The 22,424-nt window shown below is 65.6% G+C and carries 17 protein-coding genes; 4 read left to right on the forward strand and 13 right to left on the reverse strand.

Annotated elements, in window-relative coordinates; genetic code table 11:
• Positions 1-3: 3 nt before the first annotated feature.
• The 8 genes from ACZLHH_RS19230 to ACZLHH_RS19265 all read right to left on the reverse strand — a co-directional run bounded on the left by ACZLHH_RS19230 (position 4) and on the right by ACZLHH_RS19265 (position 9,691).
• Positions 4-1,143, reverse strand: a complete 1,140-nt coding sequence (locus ACZLHH_RS19230; protein ID WP_180844171.1) for a CfaE/CblD family pilus tip adhesin — start codon at positions 1,141-1,143, stop codon at positions 4-6.
• Positions 1,140-3,872, reverse strand: a complete 2,733-nt coding sequence (locus tag ACZLHH_RS19235; protein ID WP_180844170.1) for a TcfC E-set like domain-containing protein — start codon at positions 3,870-3,872, stop codon at positions 1,140-1,142. The genes ACZLHH_RS19230 and ACZLHH_RS19235 overlap by 4 nt, the downstream gene beginning before the upstream one ends.
• A 51-nt stretch (positions 3,873-3,923) precedes the next feature.
• Positions 3,924-4,433 (reverse strand): CS1 type fimbrial major subunit, encoded by a 510-nt coding sequence (locus ACZLHH_RS19240; protein ID WP_093999561.1) that lies wholly within the window; start codon positions 4,431-4,433, stop codon positions 3,924-3,926.
• A 337-nt stretch (positions 4,434-4,770) separates the two neighbouring features.
• The gene (locus ACZLHH_RS19245) at positions 4,771-5,133 is read right to left on the reverse strand and encodes a NirD/YgiW/YdeI family stress tolerance protein (protein ID WP_180844169.1); all 363 of its coding nucleotides are present in this window, start codon (positions 5,131-5,133) and stop codon (positions 4,771-4,773) included.
• Positions 5,134-5,431: 298 nt separating this feature from the next.
• Positions 5,432-6,502, reverse strand: a complete 1,071-nt coding sequence (locus ACZLHH_RS19250; protein WP_180844168.1) for a hypothetical protein — start codon at positions 6,500-6,502, stop codon at positions 5,432-5,434.
• Between the two features lie 345 nt (positions 6,503-6,847).
• A complete protein-coding gene (locus ACZLHH_RS19255) occupies positions 6,848-8,125 on the reverse strand; it encodes a citrate synthase (RefSeq protein ID WP_032127838.1) in 1,278 nt (425 codons plus the stop codon).
• A 296-nt stretch (positions 8,126-8,421) separates the two neighbouring features.
• Complete coding sequence (locus tag ACZLHH_RS19260; protein ID WP_005410871.1) at positions 8,422-8,664, reverse strand: type B 50S ribosomal protein L31; 243 nt, start codon at positions 8,662-8,664, stop codon at positions 8,422-8,424.
• 88 nt (positions 8,665-8,752) lie between these two features.
• Positions 8,753-9,691 (reverse strand): nucleoside hydrolase, encoded by a 939-nt coding sequence (locus ACZLHH_RS19265; protein WP_032127836.1) that lies wholly within the window; start codon positions 9,689-9,691, stop codon positions 8,753-8,755.
• Between the two features lie 224 nt (positions 9,692-9,915).
• Between ACZLHH_RS19265 and ACZLHH_RS19270 the strand changes: the two genes are divergently transcribed.
• The gene (locus ACZLHH_RS19270; RefSeq protein WP_180844167.1) at positions 9,916-11,244 is read left to right on the forward strand and encodes a Fic family protein; all 1,329 of its coding nucleotides are present in this window, start codon (positions 9,916-9,918) and stop codon (positions 11,242-11,244) included.
• Positions 11,245-11,388: 144 nt separating this feature from the next.
• Here the strand turns inward: ACZLHH_RS19270 and recG are convergent, their stop codons facing one another.
• The 5 genes from recG to gmk all read right to left on the reverse strand — a co-directional run bounded on the left by recG (position 11,389) and on the right by gmk (position 17,416).
• Positions 11,389-13,500, reverse strand: coding sequence for an ATP-dependent DNA helicase RecG (recG, locus tag ACZLHH_RS19275; protein WP_180844166.1), 2,112 nt, complete (start codon positions 13,498-13,500; stop codon positions 11,389-11,391).
• A 7-nt stretch (positions 13,501-13,507) separates the two neighbouring features.
• Positions 13,508-13,894 (reverse strand): RidA family protein, encoded by a 387-nt coding sequence (locus ACZLHH_RS19280; RefSeq protein WP_005410875.1) that lies wholly within the window; start codon positions 13,892-13,894, stop codon positions 13,508-13,510.
• A 177-nt stretch (positions 13,895-14,071) separates the two neighbouring features.
• The gene (locus ACZLHH_RS19285; RefSeq protein ID WP_019661980.1) at positions 14,072-16,234 is read right to left on the reverse strand and encodes a RelA/SpoT family protein; all 2,163 of its coding nucleotides are present in this window, start codon (positions 16,232-16,234) and stop codon (positions 14,072-14,074) included.
• A 106-nt stretch (positions 16,235-16,340) separates the two neighbouring features.
• Positions 16,341-16,640 carry a DNA-directed RNA polymerase subunit omega gene (gene rpoZ, locus ACZLHH_RS19290; protein ID WP_005410877.1) on the reverse strand — a complete coding sequence of 100 codons (300 nt, stop codon included), beginning with the start codon at positions 16,638-16,640 and terminating at the stop codon, positions 16,341-16,343.
• A gap of 110 nt (positions 16,641-16,750) precedes the next feature.
• Positions 16,751-17,416, reverse strand: a complete 666-nt coding sequence (gene gmk / locus ACZLHH_RS19295; protein ID WP_014038334.1) for a guanylate kinase — start codon at positions 17,414-17,416, stop codon at positions 16,751-16,753.
• A gap of 290 nt (positions 17,417-17,706) precedes the next feature.
• Between gmk and fdnG the strand changes: the two genes are divergently transcribed.
• The 3 genes from fdnG to ACZLHH_RS19310 are packed head-to-tail and all read left to right on the forward strand — an operon-like array spanning position 17,707 to position 22,347.
• The gene (gene fdnG, locus ACZLHH_RS19300; RefSeq protein WP_152593489.1) at positions 17,707-20,775 is read left to right on the forward strand and encodes a formate dehydrogenase-N subunit alpha; all 3,069 of its coding nucleotides are present in this window, start codon (positions 17,707-17,709) and stop codon (positions 20,773-20,775) included.
• A 10-nt stretch (positions 20,776-20,785) separates the two neighbouring features.
• The gene (gene fdxH / locus ACZLHH_RS19305; protein ID WP_012481154.1) at positions 20,786-21,703 is read left to right on the forward strand and encodes a formate dehydrogenase subunit beta; all 918 of its coding nucleotides are present in this window, start codon (positions 20,786-20,788) and stop codon (positions 21,701-21,703) included.
• Positions 21,700-22,347 (forward strand): formate dehydrogenase subunit gamma, encoded by a 648-nt coding sequence (locus ACZLHH_RS19310; RefSeq protein WP_054172435.1) that lies wholly within the window; start codon positions 21,700-21,702, stop codon positions 22,345-22,347. The genes fdxH and ACZLHH_RS19310 overlap by 4 nt, the downstream gene beginning before the upstream one ends.
• Positions 22,348-22,424: the final 77 nt, after the last annotated feature.

Here is a 22,424-nt window from a genome sequence, read left to right on the forward strand (position 1 = left end):
GGATCAGGGTTTGGCGGTCGGCACGCGCAGCTCTACCGTCAGCTCGCCGTCGTAGAGACCGGGGCGTTTGCTGGCGATGGGCGTGGGCGGTGTTTCCAGCGTCAGCGGCGTCGGCACGCAGTACACGGGCTGACTGATGCCCGGCAGCAGCACCATGCGCAGCTGTGCGCTGTCGATGCCGCGCAGCAGCTGTTCCTCACCATGCTTCATGGCCAGCAGATTGCCGCCATAGTTCAGCCCGACCTGGTAATCGAGTCGCTGGGTATCGTCACTTCCACCGTCCTGATGCCAGACCGCAAAGTCGCGCCCCGGCGGTGGGCGCGGCCCACTGTCGCGTACGGTGACGCCGAGGAATTCGCTCTGCGAACCCACCCCGTCGTAGAGGCACATGTCCACGTCCTTGCGCCCGGCGACGACCTTGCGGATGGGGTCGTAGCGCAGGTCCATGTTGACCAGGGGTGCAACGCCGTCGAAGCCCGGGAAGTAGATCGAGATGGCGTCGTAATCGGTGACGGTGAAGTCGAAGTTGACGACATACTTCGCCAAATGCCTGCCTGGTGGCACTCTCAGATTGAGTACGAGACTGCCCCTCCAGCGGCCGGCCACCAAGCGCGCAACACTGTCCCCGGCAATCGCAATGGCCAGACCTGTACCGACTGCGTCGTCACTGCCGCAAGGTCTGGAATGCGACGACCAGATTGCGTACGTGGTATCCCGAAAGTAGTCGAGTGAGCAAATTTGGGTGGAATCAGCCCTATAGATGGAAGCAGCGAAGTTGATCGTGCTCGGACTTCCCGTACGCTCTTCTATCGCCCGTACCGGTATCACACTGGTTACATCGCCACTTTCCGCCTCTGTATCTTCGGTACGGCACATTCCAGATGCGGGATCAATGGTTGACTCGCACGTCAGATAGAGCTTTCCGTACTGCTTACTCAGATCTATGTCGTACGCGATCAAAGTCTTGGGCGCCCAGATCTCGATATCCCCCGGCATCGCCGAACGATCCCACGCCATCTTGATATCGCGAGCAACCACACCACTGGGCGGATCCGTATCGGGAGGACGTTGCGCCCACGCCCTCGGCGCCAGCACCACCAGCGCACACACCAGCATCAACACCAACAACACACGCCGGTTCATGGCGTTCCTCCTGCAGCAGCGGTCTGGGGCGTTGCGGCAATCAATGCGCGTTCCTGCAGCAGGCGCGTCACGCGGGCCTGCTGGCGGATCTCGGCCGGCAGCTGGGCCACGGCCAGCGGCTCGCAGTGCACGGCGCCGACCAGCAGCACCACCTGGCGGCGCTCGCGCACCTGCAACGGGCAGTGCAGCAGGCGGTCGTCCTGCAGCAGGTACAGCGTTGTCTCGCGACGCGGGAAATCGGCAACGAAGCCGCCGTTGGCGCTGGTGCCGGGCACCGGCGCGTTGAGGATGCGGGCACCGCCCAGCGGCGCTCCGGCAAGATCCTTGGCGTTGCCGATGAAGGTGTAGGTCACCTCGATCGGCACCGGCATGCGCATCAGCCGCCCGGGGCTGAGGAACATCGGCCGTGCACCGCCCACGCCGGTCACGCGGATGGCGGCGATGCTGTCCAGCGTGCTGGCGTCCTGTACTTCGGCACGGTGCGACTGGTACGACGACAACGGCAGCAACCGGCGCTCGCCAATCTGCAGGCGCTGTCTGCGCAGGCCGCCCACCTGCAGTTCGGCCGCCACGCCACGCAGGTCGACGTCGTCGGTGTCGGCCACCTGTACGGCCAGGCCGGCGTCGGCACCGTTGCTGCCGCTCCAGTAGAAGCCGCGCTTGCCCAGTGCAAAACCGGAGCTATGCATGCCGCTGTAGGCGGTCTCGCTGCGGCCGCGCTGCTGGTAGTGCGCCAGCGTGGCGCCGCTCTGGCCCAGGCTGTTCTGCAGCTGGCCACTGAGCGTGGCGCTGTAGCGGTCGCTGTTGTTGGCGCGCAGTTCGGCTGACAGCTCGCGGTACTGTGCATCGACGTCCTGGCGCAGGCTGTGGCCAACGCTGTAGTTGATGTCCGGGCGCTGGTGCTGCGGCTGACGCACGTCCACGCTGTAGCGGCGCTGGCCACCGCCGGCGGTGCCGCGCAGCAGGCGGGTCAAGCTCAGGTTGAAGTAGATGCCGCGGTCGCGTTGGTCACTGCCGCGTAGGCTGTCGCTGGCGCGCTGCTGCCACACGCCCACGCGCGTGGAGACACTGAAATCCTGCCAGCGATGGCTGCGGCTGTAGCTGGCCTGCCAGGTGCGGCTGAGCTGCGGCTCGCGGCGCGGTTGCCACGGCGGTGGCGGTGGCAGCAGCGGGTCCAGCCCAGCCAGAGGGTCGCCCTCCGCACCCGGCAGGGCACGCCCCGCGCGCCAGGTCTGGCGCCGCGTGTAGCCCACATAGGCGCTGCCACCGGCCAGCGGCAGCGCCATCGAGGCGCTGAGCGAGTTGGTGCAGCCCAGCTGGTCGCGCGCGTCGGCCTCGAACTGGCAGGCCTTGCCGCGCATGCGCTGCTGGTAGATGTTCCAGGACGCGGTGCGGCGGTACGACAGCTGGTGCTGCTGGCCGGTGCTGCCATCGTTGCCGCGCATGCCGCCGAAGCTGGCGCGTAGTTCCTGGGAGGCGTACAGGCGGCGCAGGTCCACGCGCAGCTCGCCATAGCGGAAGCCGCCGAGGTCGGCGGCGCCGGCCACCATCGCCACGTCGCGGCCCAGCGGCACGCGCATGCCGGCCACGGCCACACGTTCGCCATCGAAGCGATCACTGCGGCGCTCGTTGCGCTTGCCACCCTGCACGAACCACTGCCACTGGCTGTTGGTCCAGTCGCCGCCCTGGTCGAACGGCGCGTCTTCGCTGCGCACCAGCACGCCGTCTTCATAGATGCGCAGTGTGACGTTGTAGTTGCCGAACGGGAAGTTGCGGGTGTCGATCTGGTTGATGCCGGCCTGCAGGTAGGAGGTCTGCAGCAGCCGCGTGCCGTCGTAGGCATCCACGCGTGCGTCGCGGGCCAACAGCACGGTCAGCGGCGTGGCCTGCACGGCGGCATCGGCATCCACATAGGCCTGGGTGGTGCCCACGCGCAGACCCTGCAGGCGGTCCAGCGGCAGCATGCTGAAACTGAAGGTGCCGCCCTGCGGGCTGGACAGGTTGCGGCGGTCCATGCGCCCGGCCTGCAGGTAGTGCGCCTGCCCCAGGTCGTGGCGGTAATAGACGTTGTCGAACTGGAATTCACTGTCACTGCCGCGGCTGCGGTAGCGCTGCTGGTTGAAGTTCCATTCGGCGGAGACATGCCCGCGGTCGAACAGGCCCAGCACGCCGGTGCCACGCGCGGACAGCGTCTGGTAGTCGCGGCTGCCGCTGACGTTGATCACCTGCTGGTGCAGGAACGCGTTTTCGGCGTTGGCGCTGACGCTGTGGAAGCGTTCGGCAGCCGGTTTGCCGGGAATCCACTGGCGGGCGACGAACAGGCGCACCGCGCCCTCGCCCTCGTCGTACAGGGCGCGCACGGCGGCGGGGTCTTCCGGTGGATCGAGATAGCCGCAGCCGGCGGTGGCGCCACCGAAGCGGCAGGCCAGATGGCTGTTGCGCGGCATGGGCTGTGACAACGCGGGCAGCAGCGCGGCCTGCGCCTCGGCGGGCAGGTCGAGCGCCTGCAGCACGCTTGCTGGGTCTTCCAGTTGTACGTGCTCCAGGGTCACACGCACCGGCGACAGCCCGGCCGAGCGGCCGAACAGCTGGATGTCGAGTTGTTCGGTCTGGCCTTCGACCAGATCCTCAAAGCCGGGCGGGACGCCGCGCGCCGCCGCCAGCGGCGTTGCCAGCGCCAGGGCGAGCGCGACCGCCAGCCGGGTGATGGCGGGGGCGTGTGGGGTCATGGGGGTACCGCTGGAAAGGCAGCCGGCCCGGTGTGCGGGCCGGCGCGGGGATTACGGCGTGGTGGCCTTCTGGTTCAGCACGATATTGACGACGCCGGTGTAGCGACCTTGGGTGGTCAGCGGTGCCGGAGCGGTCTGGGCGATGACCAGCGGCATCGAGATCGACGCGCCCGGGGTGGAGCCGGCACCGGTGAACAGATCGGCCGCAGCGTACTCAATCGGGGTCAGGCCCAGATCGCGACCGTTGAGGCTGACCTTCATCGGCACGGTGACCGTACCGTCACCGTTGGCCAGCACGAATGCACCACCAATCTTGGCTTCGATATCGGCGGCGTCATCGTTGGAGTGGATGCGCACGTGCTGGGTATCCGGAATCAGGCCACGCAGCGGATCGTGGGTCAGGGTGACGGCGTCCGGCAGTGCGCTGCCGTCATCACGCAGCAGGGCCAGGGTCGGGTCGACGTCGGCATAGACGGTGATCTTGGTTTCCACGGCGTGCGCGGACAGCGAAGCCGTGGCCAGCGCTGCAGCGAGCGCGGCCTTCTTGAGAATGGCGTGCATGGGTTGTCTCTCTCGGACAAGGGGGAATGAGAAAGCCCCCCTCCCCTAAGGAGAAAGGGAGGGAGGCGCCGCCCGCAGAGGTGGTTGCGGGCGACGGAGAGAATGTTAGGAACCCATTGTCCTGCAGGCCATTCAAGCATTCCTAAAACGTTGAACGTTAAGAAGGATTCTTGAAGGCGCTCAATGTTTGAGGGTTATGCAATTTCCCTCATTCGTTGAATGCAAAAAACCTCATTGCATCGCCTTTGTAGAGACAGCTTCTCCGGTCATTTCCACGCCATCCACGCGCGGCGTGGCTCTACTGCAGAGCCAAGCCCATGCTCGGCTGCCGCGAGCCTCAGCCTGCAGGCACCACGGTGACGCGATCAACATCGATGTCGGTCGGCTTGAACCGATGCGTGTCGACCTTGCCATGCAGTTCCACCACGGTGTCCGCACCAATGGCCTGCTGCGGCAGGTCGTCGTCATCGATCTCCACTTCGATCTGGCCACTGGCGTCGCGGAACTGGTAACGCTCGTGGCCAAGCTTGGCGACCAGGGTGCCACGCAGCACCACCGGGTGGTCATCGCGCTGGGCGCGCGCATCGGCCACGGTGCTGGCAGCGACTCCTGCGCCTGGGCCGGTGTACTGCGCAAACCCCTGCGGGCTCAACAGGGTGAGCGGCGTGGCGATGAGGGCAATGGCAAGCAGTCGGTTCATGGTGTTCTCCGTGGCTGAGTAAGTGCCCTCAGGTTCTATCGCCCCGGATGTGATGCCTATGCAATAGATCCGAGAGATGTGAAAGCGACACTCAGTGTCAGAATTCGTTCAGATCCTGAAGCAAGGTTTTGTAGAGTCGAGCACGGCTCGACTCTACAAATACCCATCCACGCATGCGTGGACTTCGCGTTGGCGCGTGGTCAGAAGAAGATCGCGTACAGGATCAGCAGCGGAATCGGTACGCCCAACAACCAGAGCAGAATCATTTTCATGGCAGGTCTCCTTGCATGGAACGGGGTTACAGGTCGCGACGGCGGCCGCCCCAGGTGGCGCTGAGGCTGGCGAAGAACGCGCCGATCAGCAGCGTGATGAACAGCCACAGCGCGGCATACGCTGCTGCCTTGCGGGCATCGTCGGCCGCCTGCTTGGCAGTGTTCTTGGCCTTCTCCAGCGCAGCACGCATGCGCGTCTGCACATCGGTCACGCGCGCCTGCGCTTCGGCCTGACTCATGCCGGTCTCGCGCGCGATCAGCTGGGACAGGTACTGGGTGTCGGCCGGATCCAGGCCATCTCCCTGCAGACTGTTGACGATGATGCGATTCACCTCGGCACGCACTTCACGGCGGTCAGCCACCGGGCCATTGCCTGGCATCGGACGCGGCGGTGCGGCCATGCGCGCGTCGCGCGGGCCGACGCTTGCGACCGGCGGCGGCGGGGCCGCATTCGGATCCATCGGCGCACCCGGCGGAGGCGGCGTTGCAGGATCAGACGGCCCTGCGCTGGTGGCACTTCGGAACAGCGAGTCCACCCAGTAGTTGAGGTCGCCTTCCGGCGCAGCCGAGGCGGCGCTACCGGCACTCGCGGCGGCAACGCCTGCCGTGGAGGCAGCGGCGCCTGCAGTGGCATCGGCCACTTTCGCGCCCGTGCCGAGTACGCCGCCGATGGCCGAGGTGAGCAGACCGGCGGTGAGCAGCGTGGCCACCGCCCACGACACGAAGCCATGTGCGGTATCGCGGAAGTAGGTTTCATCGCCATGGATCTGCGTCCACTTGGTACGCAGGCGTCCTGCCAGATAGCCACCCAGACCCGAAGCCGCCAGCGCGGTGAAGGTGAGCCAGATGATGCTGGACCAACCGAAGGTTTCCTTGCTGACGCCTTCAAACGACCACGGCGACACCGAGGACAGCCCCAGGCCCACGCCGAGAATCAGCAGGATGAGGGACAACGCGGCGGCGGCGGCGGCACCGGCGAAGATTGCACCCCAGGACACGGCGCTTTCGCTTGGCGGGGCAACGATGGGGGCGGCGACGACAGTGCCGACGTCAGGGCCGAGCGGGCCGCGCTCGGGTGGGTCGAATCGGGTACTCATGGGACGGACGCTCCGGATCAGATGCTGCGGATGCAGCTGGCGTCCTGAGGCTGCGCGAGCGCTTGTGAAGCTGGCGAGACCCTTGAATCACGCGGTCTTGGCGCGGTGAAGAGCGTGCCAACCAAGGTTGGCACCTACCAAAAAGCGGGAACGCGGTAGATCCATGCCATGCGTGGATGGGGAAGCGTGCCAACCAAGGGCGAGGACAAAGTAGATCCACGCCATGCGTGGATGATTTTTCACGAGTGTCGAAAGCGTGCCAACCAAGGTTGGCAGCTACCAGAGCCGAAGCAAAAAAAACGCCCCGCGGATGCGGGGCGTTCTCGGCACAACCTACGCGGGCGATCAGCCCTGGTAGTCGCGCACGTCGCTGCCGGTGTAGACCTGGCGCGGACGGCCGATCTTCATTTCCGGGTCAACCTGCTGTTCCAGCCAATGCGAGACCCAGCCGGAGGTACGGCCCAGGGCGAACATGACGGTGAACATTTCGGTCGGGATCTGCAGCGCCTTGTAGATGATGCCGCTGTAGAAATCGACGTTCGGGTACAGCTTGCGGGCGACGAAGTACTCGTCCTGCAGCGCGGCCTGTTCCAGCTTCACGGCCACGTCCAGCAGCGGATCCTGCACGCCCAGCTGCTTGAGCACCTTGCTGGTCATCTCGCCGATGACCTTGGCGCGCGGGTCGAAGTTCTTGTAGACGCGGTGGCCGAAGCCCATCAGGCGGAAGCCGGAGGTCTTGTCCTTGGCCTTGACCACGGCGGATTCGACGTTGTCGGCGCTGCCGATCTCTTCCAGCATCTTCAGCACGGCTTCGTTGGCACCGCCGTGGGCCGGACCCCACAGCGCGGTGACGCCAGCGGCAACCGACGCGTACGGGTTGGCACCGGTCGAGCCGACCAGGCGCACGGTCGAGGTCGAGGCGTTCTGCTCGTGGTCGGCGTGCAGGATGAACAGCAGGTCCAGCGCCTTGACCACGTCCGGGTTCAGATCGTACTGGCCATCAGCCGACTCGAAGGTCTGCTTCAGGAAGCGGCTGACGTAGTCCAGCGAGGTGTCCGGCTTGTTGGCCGGCAGGCCCTTGCCGTGGCGGTAGATCAGCGCCGACAGGGTCGGCACCTTGGCGATCAGGCGCACAGCGGCCTGGCGGCGCTGTTCGGCGTCGGACAGGTCCAGCGAGGCGTGGTAGATGCCCGACAGCTGCGCGATGGCGGCGGTCAGGATGGCCATCGGATGTGCATCCTTGGCGAAGCTGCCGATCAGGGTGTTGATCGACTCATCGACGTTGGCTTCAGCCGCCAGCTCGTCGGTGAAGGCCTTCAGCTGCTCGGCGCTCGGGCGCTCGCCGTTGATCAGCAGGTAGGCCACTTCGACGTAGCTCGACTTTTCCGACAGCTGTTCGATCGGGTAGCCGCGGTACAGCAGCACGCCCTTGTCGCCGTCGATGTAGGTGATGGCGGACTTGCAGCTGGCCGTCGCGGTGAAGCCGGAATCGTAGGTGAAATACCCCGTTTCCTTGGTCAGCTTCGCGATGTCGACGCAGTCGTTGCCAAGGGTGGGTTTGATGACGGGCAGAACGACCGACTTATCGCCGGCGTTGAGCGTGACCTGATCAAGATCGGACACTGTGTGCGCTCCTTCATGGGAAGGCGCCTGCCCAAGCGCATTGGTCAGGCACGTGAATGACGTCCTCGGCCTGTGCCGGGGATCACGCCATTATCGCACAGCAGCATTTGCCCGGCGCTAGACAGAAGTCGTATACGACAGGCGGCCAGACGCCGGCCGTTGAGCGGCCCGGATCGGCAAAAGCGTTGTCATCCGAACGCAGTGTTCCGTCCATCCAAACGCCCGTTGGGTAGGCGTTGGGGAAAAACAAACGGCCGCGCAGAGCGCGGCCGTCGGTTCGAAGCTGGATCGACAGATCAGCGCGCGTAGCGCTTCTGGAACTTGTCGATACGGCCCGAGGTGTCGATGACCTTGTGCTTGCCCGTGTAGAACGGGTGCGAAGCAGAGGAAATTTCAACCTTGACCAGCGGGTATTCGTTGCCGTCTTCCCACTGGATGGTTTCCTTCGTCGCCATGGTCGAGCGGGTCAGGATCTTGAAATCGGAGGTGACGTCATGGAAGACGACGTCGCGGTAGTTCGGATGGATATCGGCCTTCATGGGCTCACACCGTAAATGGGCTGGTGGTCAAGAGCGGCATTATAAGCACCGGTTGCCGCTCGGGGCAACCGGTGCGGGTCAACAGACTTCAGTCCGCGCCCAGGGCCTGGCGCACCAGGGCCTCGAAACGCTGCTGGTCGTAGGCCATCAGCAGATCGCAGTTGTCCGGCTGGCCGGTCTGGCGGTTCCAGTCGACGATGGTGGCGCCGCGGCTGAACGTACCGTTCAGCTCCACGTTCAGCGGCCGCGATTCGACCTGCAGCTGCCCTTCCGGGTTCAGCGCCCAGGCCATGGCGACCGCATCGGCGGTATACCAGCGGCCACCCTTGCTGTCCTCGGACAGGCCACGGGTCTTGCGCGAGATCAGCTCGTAGAAACGGGCGCGATCGGAATCAGCCTGCAGCCACTTTTCAGCATCCTGCAGCGGCAGGCCATGGGCGACGGTGGCCTCCCAGTCCGACACCAGCAGGTGCTTGAACGAAGTGAACACCACGTGCGCCGCTTCCGGATCGAACGCGATGTTGAATTCGGCCGCCGGGGTGATGTTGCCGTGGCAGGTGACCGCACCGCCCATCACCACGATGCGCTTGATGCGCTCGGGAAGGGTCGGGTCCAGCTTCAGTGCCAGGGCCAGGTTGGTCAGCGGGCCAAGCATCACCAGCATCAGTTCACCGGCGTGCTCGTGCGACAGGCGCAGGATGGCCAGTGCGGCGTGCTCGGCTTCAGCCTGGCGGCTCGGCGGCGGCAGGTCCACGTCGCCGTAGCCGTCACGGCCATGCACGTGGGCGGCGTCAACGGAGGGATGCAGCAGGGGATCCGGGCTGCCGGCAAACACCGGTACGTCGGCGCGGCCGACGATGTCGCAGAGCTTGAGGGCGTTGCGGACGGTGTACTGCAGGCCGACATTGCCGGCGGCGATGGTCAGGGCGACCACGTCATGCCGTTCATCGGCAAAGGCCATCAGCAGGGCCAGGGCGTCGTCCACACCGGGGTCGGTGTCGATCAACAGGGGGATCTTGTGGGTCATCGTTGCCGTCTTCAGATCGGCAACGAAGTGTGGACCGGGATGATGACCGTTGCAATACCGGTCTACCCCGGCGGCAAAGATGTAGTGAGAGGGTTGGATCCGTTGCCCCCACCAACGCCCCCGCCCAACGCACTCACGAACATGAACAGATTTTAGTTCGGGTCGCTTGGAGCGCCCAACATCATTTGCTATAAAAACTGTTGAACATTTTATAGAAAACAACCATGAAGCTGCCCGCGCCAGCTCCCGATCTGGCAACCCTCACCCGGAAGTACATGGAGACCCTCGGTACCATCCTGGACGCCCGGATCGGGCCCGAGGTGAACGGCGCCTATGAGCACTGGGACAAGGTGCGCCACAGGATGCCACCGGCAGGCCTGAACGCGGAACAATGGTGGTTGGGTATCACGTGGACGCGCGCAGCATTGCTGAAGCCGCTACCGCTGTTGCTGGACAAGACGCAGCAACCCTTCAAGCTGGCACTTACCGATTCAATGCAGCGGCACCTGCACTACATTGATCGGGAGGCCGCAGGCTCGGTGAAGGGTGTGGATGCTGCCAGCGGCCAAGGACGGTTCCTGATCCGCTCGCTGATCGAGGAAGCCATGACCTCATCGCAGCTGGAGGGCGCCTCGACCACGCGGGCGGTGGCAAAGGAAATGCTGAGCACAGGCCGTGCGCCGCGCGACCAGTCCGAGCGCATGATCTACAACAACTACGTGGCAATGAACGTGATCCGCGAGCGCGGCATACGCCCGATCACTCCCGGCGAGATTCTGGAGCTGCACAGCATCCTCACCGACGGCACGCTGGAGCTTCCAACCGACAGCGGGCGTTTCAGAACCGCCGAAGACAACGTTGCGATCTTCGATCGCGGCTCACCACCTACGCTGCTGCACATCCCTCCTCCGGCCGAGGAAGTGCCCGCACGGATCGAGCGGCTGTGCACGTTCATCAATGAGGAAAGCACACCGTTCATCCATCCTGTCGCCAAAGCCATCGCACTGCATTTCCAGATTGGCTATGACCATCCTTTCGTGGATGGCAATGGCCGTACGGCACGCGCACTGTTCTACTGGGCGATGATGAATGCCGGATATTGGATGACCGAGTACTTCTCCATTTCCAGCGTGTTGAAGAAGTCCCCAGGCAAGTACATGCGGGCCTACCTCTACACCGAAAGCGACAACCGGGATCTTGGCTACTTCGTGGCGCAACAACTGGAGGCGATTGAGCAATCGATCCAGGGTTTGCATGCCTACATCGCCAGGAAGCATGCGGAGGATCAGGCAGCGCGACGCGTGCTGCGAACCGCCCGGCTTGGCGGTGTGCCTCTCAATCATCGTCAGCGCGCGTTGCTGGCCAACGCGCTGAAGGATCCTGACCGGACCTACACCGTCGCCAGCCACCAGGCGGCACACACCATTACCTATCCGACCGCGTTGAAGGATCTGAACGGATTGGTGGCTTCCGGGCTTGTCAGCAAAGAGCGCGTCGGGAAGGCCTCCGAGTATCTCGTGCTTCCCGGCCTGTCGGAACGTTTGGCGCTGTAGATCTACGCCATGCGGGGATGACGGGAAGGTGATCGAAAGCGCTGTCTGTAGAGTCGAGCCATGCTCGACTCACGCGCGCGGCGCGCAGTAGATCCACGCCATGCGGGGATGTGTGGACCAGGGTCCACACCCACCAATGCGGCATTACGCCGAGGCGTAACGCACGGCGGTGCCGATCCAGCGTTGCACCACGCGATCGGCCAGCGCGGGCTGCTGGTCCAGCAGGCGCTCGGCCAGGTCATGCACGCCGGGCAGCAGGCCGGCATCGCGCGCGAGATCGGCGATGCGGAAGCCAGCCAGGCCGGTCTGGCGGGTACCGAGCAGTTCGCCCGGGCCACGCAGCTCCAGATCCTTCTCGGCGATGACGAAGCCATCGTTGGTTTCGCGCATGGTCTGCAAACGCTCGCGCGCCATCTGCGAAAGCGGCGCCTGGTACAGCAGCACGCAGCGCGACACCGCCGAACCGCGGCCCACGCGGCCGCGCAACTGGTGCAGCTGGGCCAGGCCGAGGCGCTCGGCATTCTCGATCACCATCAGCGAAGCGTTCGGTACGTCCACGCCCACTTCGATGACCGTGGTCGCCACCAGCAGATCGATCTCACCCGCCTTGAACGCCACCATCGTCGCCAGCTTCTCGGCGGCTTTCAGACGGCCATGCACCAGCCCCACGCGCACACCCGGCAGCAGCGCCTGCAGCGATTCGTAAGTGGCCTGCGCCGGCGTGGCGTCGAGCTCTTCGCTTTCCTCGATGAGCGTGCACACCCAGTACACCTGCCGCCCTTCCTGGCAGGCCAGCGCGATGCGCTCGATCAGTTCGGGACGGCGGTCGTTGTTGAGTGCCACGGTCTGCACCGGGGTGCGGCCCGGCGGCAGTTCGTCGATGGCCGAGACATCCAGATCCGCGTATTCGGACATCGCCAGCGTGCGTGGAATCGGCGTGGCAGTCATCACCAGCTGGTGCGGCACGCTGTTGCCACCCGCGCCCTTGTCGCGCAGGGCCAGCCGCTGGTGCACGCCGAAGCGGTGCTGTTCGTCGACGATCGCCAGGGCCAGGTCCTGGAACACCACCGCCTCCTGCATCAGCGCGTGGGTGCCGACCACCACCTGCGCTTCGCCGTTGGTGACCTGCTCCATCACCTTGGCGCGCGCCTTGCCGGTGACCTTGCCGGCCAGCCAGGCGATACGCACGCCCAGCGGTTCCAGCCAGCCGCGCAGGTTGTTGAGATGCTGCTCGGCCAGCAGCTCGGTGGGCGCTGCCAATGCGACCTGCTTGCCCTGCTCGACCGCCAGCATCGCCGCCAGCGCGGCGACCACGGTCTTGCCGGAGCCGACGTCGCCCTGCACAAGCCGCAGCATCGGGCTGGGCCGCGCGAGGTCTTCGCGGATCTGCTTGAACACGCGCGCCTGGGCGCCGGTCAGCGCGAACGGCAGCTGCTTCAGCAGCGCCTTGGCCAGCTTGCCGGGACCGGCCAGCGGCGGCGCATGGTGCGCCTGCAAGGCGATGCGCTGGCGGCGCAGGCTGAGGTGGTGGGCCAGCAGCTCTTCCATTGCCAGACGACGCTGCGCCGGATGGGTGCCTGCGGCCAGCGCGGCCAGATCGGCATCCGGCGGCGGCCGGTGCACAGTGAGCAGCGCGCTGCGCAGTGACGGCAGGCCGAGGCCATCCAGCCAGCCGCTGGGCAGCAGTTCCAGCGTGCTTTCCTCGGGCAGGCGGTCCAGCGCCTGACCGATCAGCTTGCGCATGGTCATCGGGCCGACGCCTTCGACGGTGGGATACACCGGGTCGAGGCGGTCGCCGAGTTCGGGATCGTCGTTGCGGCCCAGCACCTGGTAGCTGGGATGGACGATTTCCAGGCCGAGGTGGCCGGGTTTGGGCGTGCCGAAGCAGCGCAGCCGGTTGCCGACCGCGAACTGGCCGACCTGCTGCTGGCGGAAATGGAAGAAGCGCAGCACCAGGGTGCCCTGCCCCTCATCCTCCACCGCCACTTTCAGCATCGGCCGGTAGCGCATGCCGCGCTCGACCGCGACCACCCGCACTTCCACCTGCGCCGGCACGCCATTGCGCAGGTCTTCGATGCGGGTCAGCCGGGTCCGGTCTTCATAGCGCAGCGGCAGATGAAGCCAGAGATCCTGCAGGGTGGCCAGGCCACGCGCCTGCAGTTTGGCGGCCACGGCCGGCCCCACGCCAGCGAGCATCGCCAGGGATGCTTCGCCGGACGGTGACAGGACCGGGGTGACCGCCGCCTTGCGTGCCACGTGGCGGTCAGTCGATGACCATCACCGCGTCGACCTCGAAGTTGGCGCCCTTCGGCAGGCCGGAGACTTCGATGGTGGAACGGGCCGGGTATGGGGCCTGGAAGTAGTCCTGCATGACCGCGTTGACCTTGGCGAACTCGCCCAGATCGGTCAGGTACAGGCCCAGGCGCACGACCTTGTCCAGCGAGCCGCCAGCGGCTTCGGCCACGGCCTTGAGGTTGTCGAAGGCGCGGCGGGCCTGTGCTTCAACGTCGCCGGCGCCGACGATGTCGCCGGTGGCCGGGTCGAGCGGGATCTGGCCGGAGAAGTACACGGTGTTGCCGGCGCGCACGGCCTGCGAGTACGGGCCGATGGCGGCGGGAGCCTTTTCGGTGTTGATGATCTGGCGGGACATGGGTCGCTCCGGTGCTTGGGGGAAAACAGAGCGGTGATTGTACCGGGTGGGGGCGCATCCACGCATGGCGTGGATCTACCGCGCCGCTTCGGTAGTGCCGGCCGCTGGCCGGCAAACCCATGAACGTCGGAAGCACCGCGAAGTTGCCGGCCAGCGGCCGGCACTATCGGGTTCGCATTACTGGCGGCGTACCGACTGCACGACCGACAGGCGGCGCAGGCGGCGCATCACTTCGGCCAGATGGTTGCGGTCGCGCACCTGGATGTTGAACGCCAGCACGGCGGCGTTGAAATCACGGTCAAGGTAGTCCACGCGCTCGATGTTGGAATGGCTCTGCGCGATGGCGGCGGCCAGCTGCGCCAGCACGCCGGTGCCGTTCTCCACTTCCACCACCAGCGAGGTGTCGTAGTCACCGGAAACGGTGGTGTCCCAGCCGATCGGCACCCAGCGCTCGGGCGACTTGCGCAGCTCGGCCAGGTTCGGGCAGTCCATGCGGTGCACCACGATGCCCTTGCCGGCGGTGTGGTAGCCCATGATCTCGTCGCCGGGAATCGGCTGGCAGCAACCGGCGAAGGTGACCACGCCGCGCTCGCTGCCGTTGATCAGGATCTTTTCCTGCGAGTGGTGGCGCGAATGCGGGCCGCCACGCAGTTCGGCATAGGCCATCAGCGCCTGCGCGGCCTGCGTCGGCATCCAGTTGCCCAGTGCGACCTCGGCCAGCAGCGCCTCCAGGCGCGGGAAGCGGTGCTCGGCCAGGAACGCATCCAGGCGCCCCTTCGGCAGCCGTTCCAACGAGGAATCCATCGCTTCCAGCGCACGGTCCAGCATGCGGTGGCCGAGCTGCACGGCGTCTTCATGCTCCAGCTGCTTGAGCTGGTGGCGGATGGCGGTGCGCGCCTTGCTGGTAACCACGAATTCCAGCCACTGCGGTTTCGGCGTGGCCGAGCGTGCGGTGATGATCTCCACCGACTGGCCCGACACCAGCTTGGTGCGCAACGGCACCAGCTTCTTGTCCACGCGCGAGGCCACGGCCATGTTGCCGACGTCGGTATGCACGGCGTAGGCGAAGTCCAGCGCGGTGGAATTGCGCGGCAGGGCCAGGATCTTGCCCTTCGGGGTGAACAGGTAGACCTCGTCCGGGAACAGGTCGACCTTGACGTTGTCGAGGAACTCCAGCGAGGAACCGGCGGCACGCTGCGAGTCGATCAGCTCGACGATCCAGGCGTGGGCGCGGCTCTGCGCGCTGTTGGGCGAATCGCCGCCGAACTTGTAGGTCCAGTGCGCGGCCACGCCGCGTTCGGCGATCAGGTCCATCTCCTCGGTACGGATCTGCACCTCGATCGGCGAGCCATACGGCCCGAACAGCACCGTGTGCAGCGACTGGTAACCGTTGGCCTTGGGAATGGCGATGAAATCGCGGAAACGCCCATCCAGCGGCTTGAACGTGGCATGCACCGAACCCAGCGCGTGGTAGCAGCTGGGCACGCTGCGCACCACCAGGCGGAAGCCGAACACGTCCATCACCTGGTCGAAGGTTTTGTTCTCGTCGCGCATCTTGTTGTAGATGCTCCACGGGGTCTTGATGCGGCTGACCAAGCGGTGCTCGATGCCTTCCTTCGCCAACCGCTGCGACAGCTGCACTTCCACCTGCGCCAGCGCTTCGCGGCGGACCACCGGTTGGCTGCGGATGTGCTTTTCCAGGATCGCGTGGCGCCACGGATACAGCGCCTTGAAACCGAGGTTCTGCAGCTCGCTCTTGACCAGGCTCATGCCCAGGCGCTGGGCGATGGGCGCGTAGATCTCCAGCGTCTCGCGGGCGATGCGGCCGCGCGCTTCGCGGCTCTGCGCGCCCAGCGTGCGCATGTTGTGCAGGCGGTCGGCCAGCTTGATCATGATCACGCGCAGGTCGCGCGACATCGCCAGCAGCATCTTGCGGAAGCTCTCGGCGGCCGCTTCCTGGCGATCGCGGAACTTCAGCTTGTCCAGCTTGGTCACGCCGTCGACCAGTTCGGCCACGGCTTCGCCGAACTCGGCAGCCAGCGCTTCACGGGTCAGCGGGGTGTCTTCGATGGTGTCGTGCAGGATCGCGGCGATCAGCGCCTCCACGTCCAGGCCGAGCTCGGCCAGCACCTGGGCCACGGCCACCGGATGGGTGATATAGGGCTCGCCCGACTTGCGCGTCTGCCCGGCGTGTGCGGCGGCTCCGACTTCCCAGGCACGGCGCAACAGCGGCAGCTGTTCCGGCGGCAGGTAATGGGCGGCGCGTTCAAGCTGGAGGACGTAGTCGGGTACGGCGGCAGCGGGGGCTGCGGCGACCTTGGCAGTGGGGCCTGGGTTCATGCCCGAAGCCTATTCCAGCGCGACGTTTACGGCAAATCCTGAATGCGAAACAGCCCGCACGGGGCGGGCTGTTCGGCACATCCAACGATTACGTTGATCGATGCGATCAATCGTCGTTCTTGGACATGTCTTCGTCGGCGACCACTTCCGCGGCAGCCCACTCCAGCGCTTCGCGCTCGGCGCGCTCACGCTCGGCCTTCTCGACTTCGTCGATCAGCGCGTTGTCGATCTTGCGGGCGGCGATTTCGCGCAGCGCCAGCACGGTCGGCTTGTCCTCGGTCTCGCTGTTGTCCAGCGTGGCCTGCACGCCGTTGGCGAGCTGGCGGGCACGCTTGGAAGCCATCATGACCAGTTCGAAACGGTTGTTAACGACTTCCAGGCAATCTTCTACGGTGATGCGGGCCATACGGGCTCCCGGCGACCGGTCGGCCGCTCAGTCGAATGAGGGAAAGGGGACGGAGTGTACTGGCAGGGGCTGGACAAAATCAAGCCAACCCCTACCCGATTCTTTTGGAATCAGTCAGTTGCGCCCGGATCGGGGGTCAACAAGGCCTGGATCAGGCCTGCGTGGCGGACCTTCTGGGCCTCCCGGCGCAGGCGGCTGGCGGTGAAGATGGCGCACAGCTCGTCCACGGCGGTGTCGAACACCTCGTTGACGATGACGTAGTCGAACTCGTTGAAGTGCAGCATCTCGTCACGGGCTGCGCCCAGGCGCTGGGCGATGACCGCCTCGCTGTCCTGGCCGCGCTTGCGCATGCGGTCCTGCAGGGCCTGCTTGGACGGCGGCAGGATGAACACGGTGACCGTGCCCGGCACCAGCTGGCGTACCTGCTGCGCGCCCTGCCAGTCGATTTCCAGCAGCACGTCCTGGCCGGCGGCCAGCTGCGGCTCCACCGACTGGCGGGCGGTGCCCTTCCAGTCACCGTGCACCCAGGCATGCTCGAAGAAGTCGCCGGCGGCGATCATTTCCTCGAACTTCTCCGCAGAGACGAAATGGTAGTGCTGGCCATTCACTTCACCCGGGCGCATCGCGCGCGAGGTGAAGGAGATCGACAGGGCGATCTGCGGGTCACGCGCCAGGGTGGCATTGACGATGCTGCTCTTGCCGGCGCCGGAAGGGGCGGCAACGATGTACAGCGTGCCGCGCGCAACGGCGTCCGACGGCTTCGACGGGGCGCTCATGCGCGGAACCCAACTGGTTGATTTCGCAAAATTTTTCCTCGGTGTTCCAGATCCGGCGCGGAGGATCGCGCCAGGACGGCGGGGGCTGCGCGGAACATCCTGGAACCAGGCCCGGCAGACGCTTCCCCGGGGGGCGGGCACGCAACTTTACCAGAGCGGCCGCGTTGCGCGCCCGTCCGGCAGGCGCCGGGCCTTGTGCCACATGGGCGTGCGGGGGCCTGTGCTATAACCGGGCCGTACCCAACGACAGCCCGGAGGCCTGCGCCTCCCCGCCATCCCAGGAGAACGGCATGCCATCGATGAGCCGCCGCCAGTTCCTGAAAGTGACCGGGACAACCCTGGTCGGCTCCAGCCTGGCATTGATGGGCTTCGCGCCCGGCATCGCGCTCGCGGAGGTCAGGCAGTACAAGCTGACCCGCGCGACCGAGACCCGCAACACCTGTACGTATTGTTCGGTGGCCTGCGGCATCCTGATGTACAGCCTCGGCGATGGCGCCAAGAACGCCGAGCCGAGCATCTTCCATATCGAGGGTGACCCGGACCATCCGGTCAACCGCGGCACGCTGTGCCCGAAGGGTGCCGGCCTGGCCGACATCATCCACAGCAAGTCGCGCCTGCTCTACCCCGAGTACCGCGCGCCGGGCTCGAACGAGTGGAAGCGGCTGAGCTGGGACGATGCGCTGGACCGCATCGCGCGGCTGATGAAGGAAGACCGCGATGCCAACTTCGTGCAGAAGAACGAGGCCGGGCAGACGGTCAACCGCTGGCTGACCACCGGCATGCTGGCGGCCTCGGCGACCAGCAATGAAACCGCGGTGCTGACCCACAAGGTCGTGCGCTCCCTTGGCATGCTGGCATTCGACAACCAGGCACGTGTCTGACACGGCCCGACGGTGGCAGGTCTTGCCCCGACGCTAGGCCGTGGTGCGATGACGAATCACTGGGTCGACATCAAGAATGCCGACCTGATCCTGATCATGGGTGGCAATGCCGCCGAGGCACACCCGTGCGGGTTCAAATGGGTGACCGAGGCCAAGGCACACAACAAGGCCCGGCTGATCGTGGTCGATCCGCGCTTCAACCGCTCGGCCGCGGTGGCCGACGTGTATGCGCCGATCCGTACCGGCACCGACATCGTGTTCCTGGGCGGTCTGATCAACTACCTGTTGACCGAGGACCGCATCCAGCACGAGTACGTGCTGAACTACACCGACATGTCGTTCCTGGTGAAGGACGAGTTCGCCTTCAAGGACGGCCTGTATTCGGGCTACAACGAGGAGAAGCGCAGCTACGACCGTTCCAGCTGGGACTACGCCTACGGTGACGATGGCTTCGTGCGCAGCGACCCGACGCTGAAGGACCCGCGCTGCGTCTACAACCTGCTCAAGCAGCACTACGCGCGCTACACCGTGGAGATGGTCGAACGCATCTGCGGCACGCCCGCCGACAGCATCCGCCAGGTCTGGGACATGATCGCGTCCACCGCCGGCAAGGACAAGGCGATGACCATCCTGTACGCGCTGGGCTGGACGCAGCATTCGATCGGTGCGCAGAACGTGCGTGCCGGCACCATGGTGCAGCTGCTGCTGGGCAACATCGGCGTGGCCGGTGGTGGCATGAACGCCTTGCGCGGGCATTCCAACATCCAGGGCCTGACCGACATCGGCCTGATGTCCGACCTGCTGCCCGGCTACCTGACGCTGCCGAAACAGGACGAGCAGGACTACGACGCCTACATCGCCAAGCGCACGCAGAAGCCGCTGCGCGCCAACCAGATGTCGTTCTGGCAGAACTACCCGAAGTTCCACGTCAGCCTGATGAAGTCGTGGTGGGGCGACGCCGCTACCGCCGACAACAACTGGTGCTTCGACCATCTGCCCAAGCTCGACAAGCCGTACGACATGCTGCAGGCGTACGAGCTGATGAACGAGGGCAAGATCCACGGCTACATCTGCCAGGGCTTCAACCCGCTGGCCTCGGCGCCGAACAAGGGCAAGCTGATCAGCGCGTTCTCCAAGCTGAAGTTCATGGTCAGCATGGACCCGCTGGAAACCGAGACCATCGCGTTCTGGCAGAACCACGGCGCACTGAACGATGTTGATCCCAGTGCGATCCAGACCGAAGTATTCCGCCTGCCGACCACCTCCTTCGCAGAGGAGAACGGTGCAGTGGTGAACTCCTCGCGCTGGCTGCAGTGGCACTGGAAGGGTGCCAATCCGCCGGGCGAAGCGCGCAGCGACATCGAGATCATGTCCGAGCTGTTCCATCGCATCAAAGCGATGTACGAAAAGGACGGCGGTGCGTGGTGGGAGCCGGTGCGCGACCTGGCCTGGAAGTACTCCAACCCGGAACTGCCGACGCCGGAAGAACTGGCGATGGAATACAACGGCAAGGCACTGGCCGACGTGTTCGATCCGAAGGACCCGACCAAGCTGGTGCGCAAGGCCGGCGAGCAGCTGGCGGCGTTCGGCGACCTGCGCGACGACGGCAGCACGTCCTCCGGCTGCTGGATCTACATCGGCGCCTGGGGCCCGACCGGCAACATGATGGCGCGACGTGACAACAGCGACCCCACCGGCATCGGCAACACGCTGGGCTGGGCCTGGGCGTGGCCGGCCAATCGCCGGGTGATGTACAACCGCGCCTCGTGTGACGTGGCCGGCCAGCCGTTCGATCCGCGGCGCACGCTGCTGGCCTGGAACGGCAAGAACTGGGGCAGCGTGGACGTGCCGGACTTCAAGGCCGATGAAGATCCCGCCGGGGGCATGGGCCCGTTCATCATGAATCCGGAAGGCATCGCCCGCTTCTTCGCCAAGGCCGGCATGGCCGAGGGCCCGTTCCCGGAGCACTACGAACCGTTCGATACCCCGCTGCGCAGCAACCCGCTCAGCCCGGGCCAGGCACTGACGTTGAACAACCCGGCGGCGCGCGTGTTCGCCAGCGATCGCGCACAGATCGGTTCGCCGGACGAGTTCCCGCATGTAGCCACCACCTACCGCCTGACCGAGCATTTCCACTTCTGGACCAAGCACGGCAAGTTGAACGCCATCATCCAGCCCGAGCAGTTCGTCGAGATCGGCGCGGCGTTGGCCGATGAGCTGGGCATCAACAACGGCAGCCGCGTGCGGGTCAGTTCCAAGCGCGGGCACATCGAAGCGGTGGCGATGGTGACCAAGCGCATCAAGGCCCTGCAGATTGATGGCAGAACCGTGCACCAGGTGGGCGTGCCGATCCACTGGGGTTTCCTCGGTGCGGCCAAGCCCGGATACATCGCCAATACGCTGACCAACGCCATCGGTGACGGCAACTCGCAGACGCCCGAATCGAAGTGCATCCTGGTCAAGGTCGAGAAGGTGTAGGAGACACGCCATGTCACTGCAATCCCTGGACATCATCCGCCGCTCGGCCACCACCACGCCCTCGCCGGAGGCGCGTGGCGCGCACACCGGCCAGGTCGCCAAGCTGATCGATGTGAGCAAGTGCATCGGCTGCAAGGCCTGCCAGGTCGCCTGCATGGAGTGGAATGATCTGCGCGACGAGGTCGGCAGCTGCGTTGGCAGCTACGACAACCCGCCCGACCTGAGCGAACAGTCGTGGACGGTGATGAAGTTCCGCGAGTACGAGGACGAGAAGGGCAAGCTGGAGTGGCTGATCCGCAAGGAAGGCTGCATGCACTGCAGCGATCCGGGCTGCCTGAAGGCCTGCCCGTCGCCGGGCGCGATCATCCAGTACGCCAACGGCATCGTCGACTTCCAGGAAGAGAACTGCATCGGCTGCGGCTACTGCGTGACCGGTTGCCCGTTCGACGTGCCGCGCATCTCCAAGAAGGACCACAAGGCCTACAAGTGCACGCTGTGCTCGGACCGGGTGGCGGTGGGCCAGGAACCGGCCTGCGTGAAGACCTGCCCGACCGGCGCGATCACCTTCGGCAGCAAGCAGGCGATGACCGAGCACGCGGCGGGACGCGTGGAAGACCTGAAATCGCGCGGCTACGAGAACGCCGGCCTGTACGACCCGCAGGGTGTGGGCGGCACCCATGTGATGTACGTGCTGCAGCACGTGGACAAGCCGGAACTGTATGCCGACCTGCCGAAGGACCCGCGCATCAGCCCGATGGTGGAGGTGTGGAAGGGCGTGGCCAAGCCGCTGGGCGTGCTGGCGATTGCCGCTACCGCCTTCGCCGGCTTCCTGCATTACATCGGCATCGGCCGCAACACGGTCAATGACGAGGAAGAAGAGGAAGCCGAGCACGAGGCGAAGAAGATCGAAGAGGAGCAGCGGCCATGAAGTACGCCCCGCACCCGCGGCAGATCATCCGCTACCGCGCGCCGACCCGCATCAATCACTGGATTGTGGCGATCTGCTTCGTGTTGACCGCGCTGTCCGGGCTGGCGTTGTTCCACCCTGCCCTGTTCCCGCTGACCCAGTTGTTTGGCGGTGGGCCATGGACGCGCATCCTGCACCCGTTCATCGGCCTGGCCATGGTGGTGGGCTTTGCGCTGCTGGCGTTCCGCATGTGGCGCGACAATCTGCCGACCGCCGACGATGGCAAGTGGATGCGCGGCATGCGCGATGTACTGCGCAACGAGGATGAGAAGTTGCCGCCGGTGGGCCGCTTCAATGCCGGCCAGAAGCTGCTGTTCTGGGCCATCATCGGTTGCCTTTCGGCGCTGCTGCTGACCGGCTTCGTGATCTGGCGGCAGTACTTCAGCCACTTCTTCCCGATCGGGGTGATCCGCTTCTCGGTGCTGGCCCACGCGCTGTTCGGCTGGGTGCTGATCTGCGCGATCGTGGTGCACATCTATGCAGCGATCTGGATCAAGGGCTCGGTGCGGGCGATGACCCAGGGCAAGGTGACCTACGGGTGGGCGTACAAGCATCACCGGCAGTGGTTCCGGGACATCCTGCGCGGACGGCGGGAAGAGGGGTAGCGGCAGGGCCTGCGGCCCTGCACCCGTTGGATCAACGTCAACATCAACGTCAAGAGCGGGTTTCCTGAGGGATGGCG

This window comes from Stenotrophomonas sp. 28608_Sma, assembly GCF_056486185.1.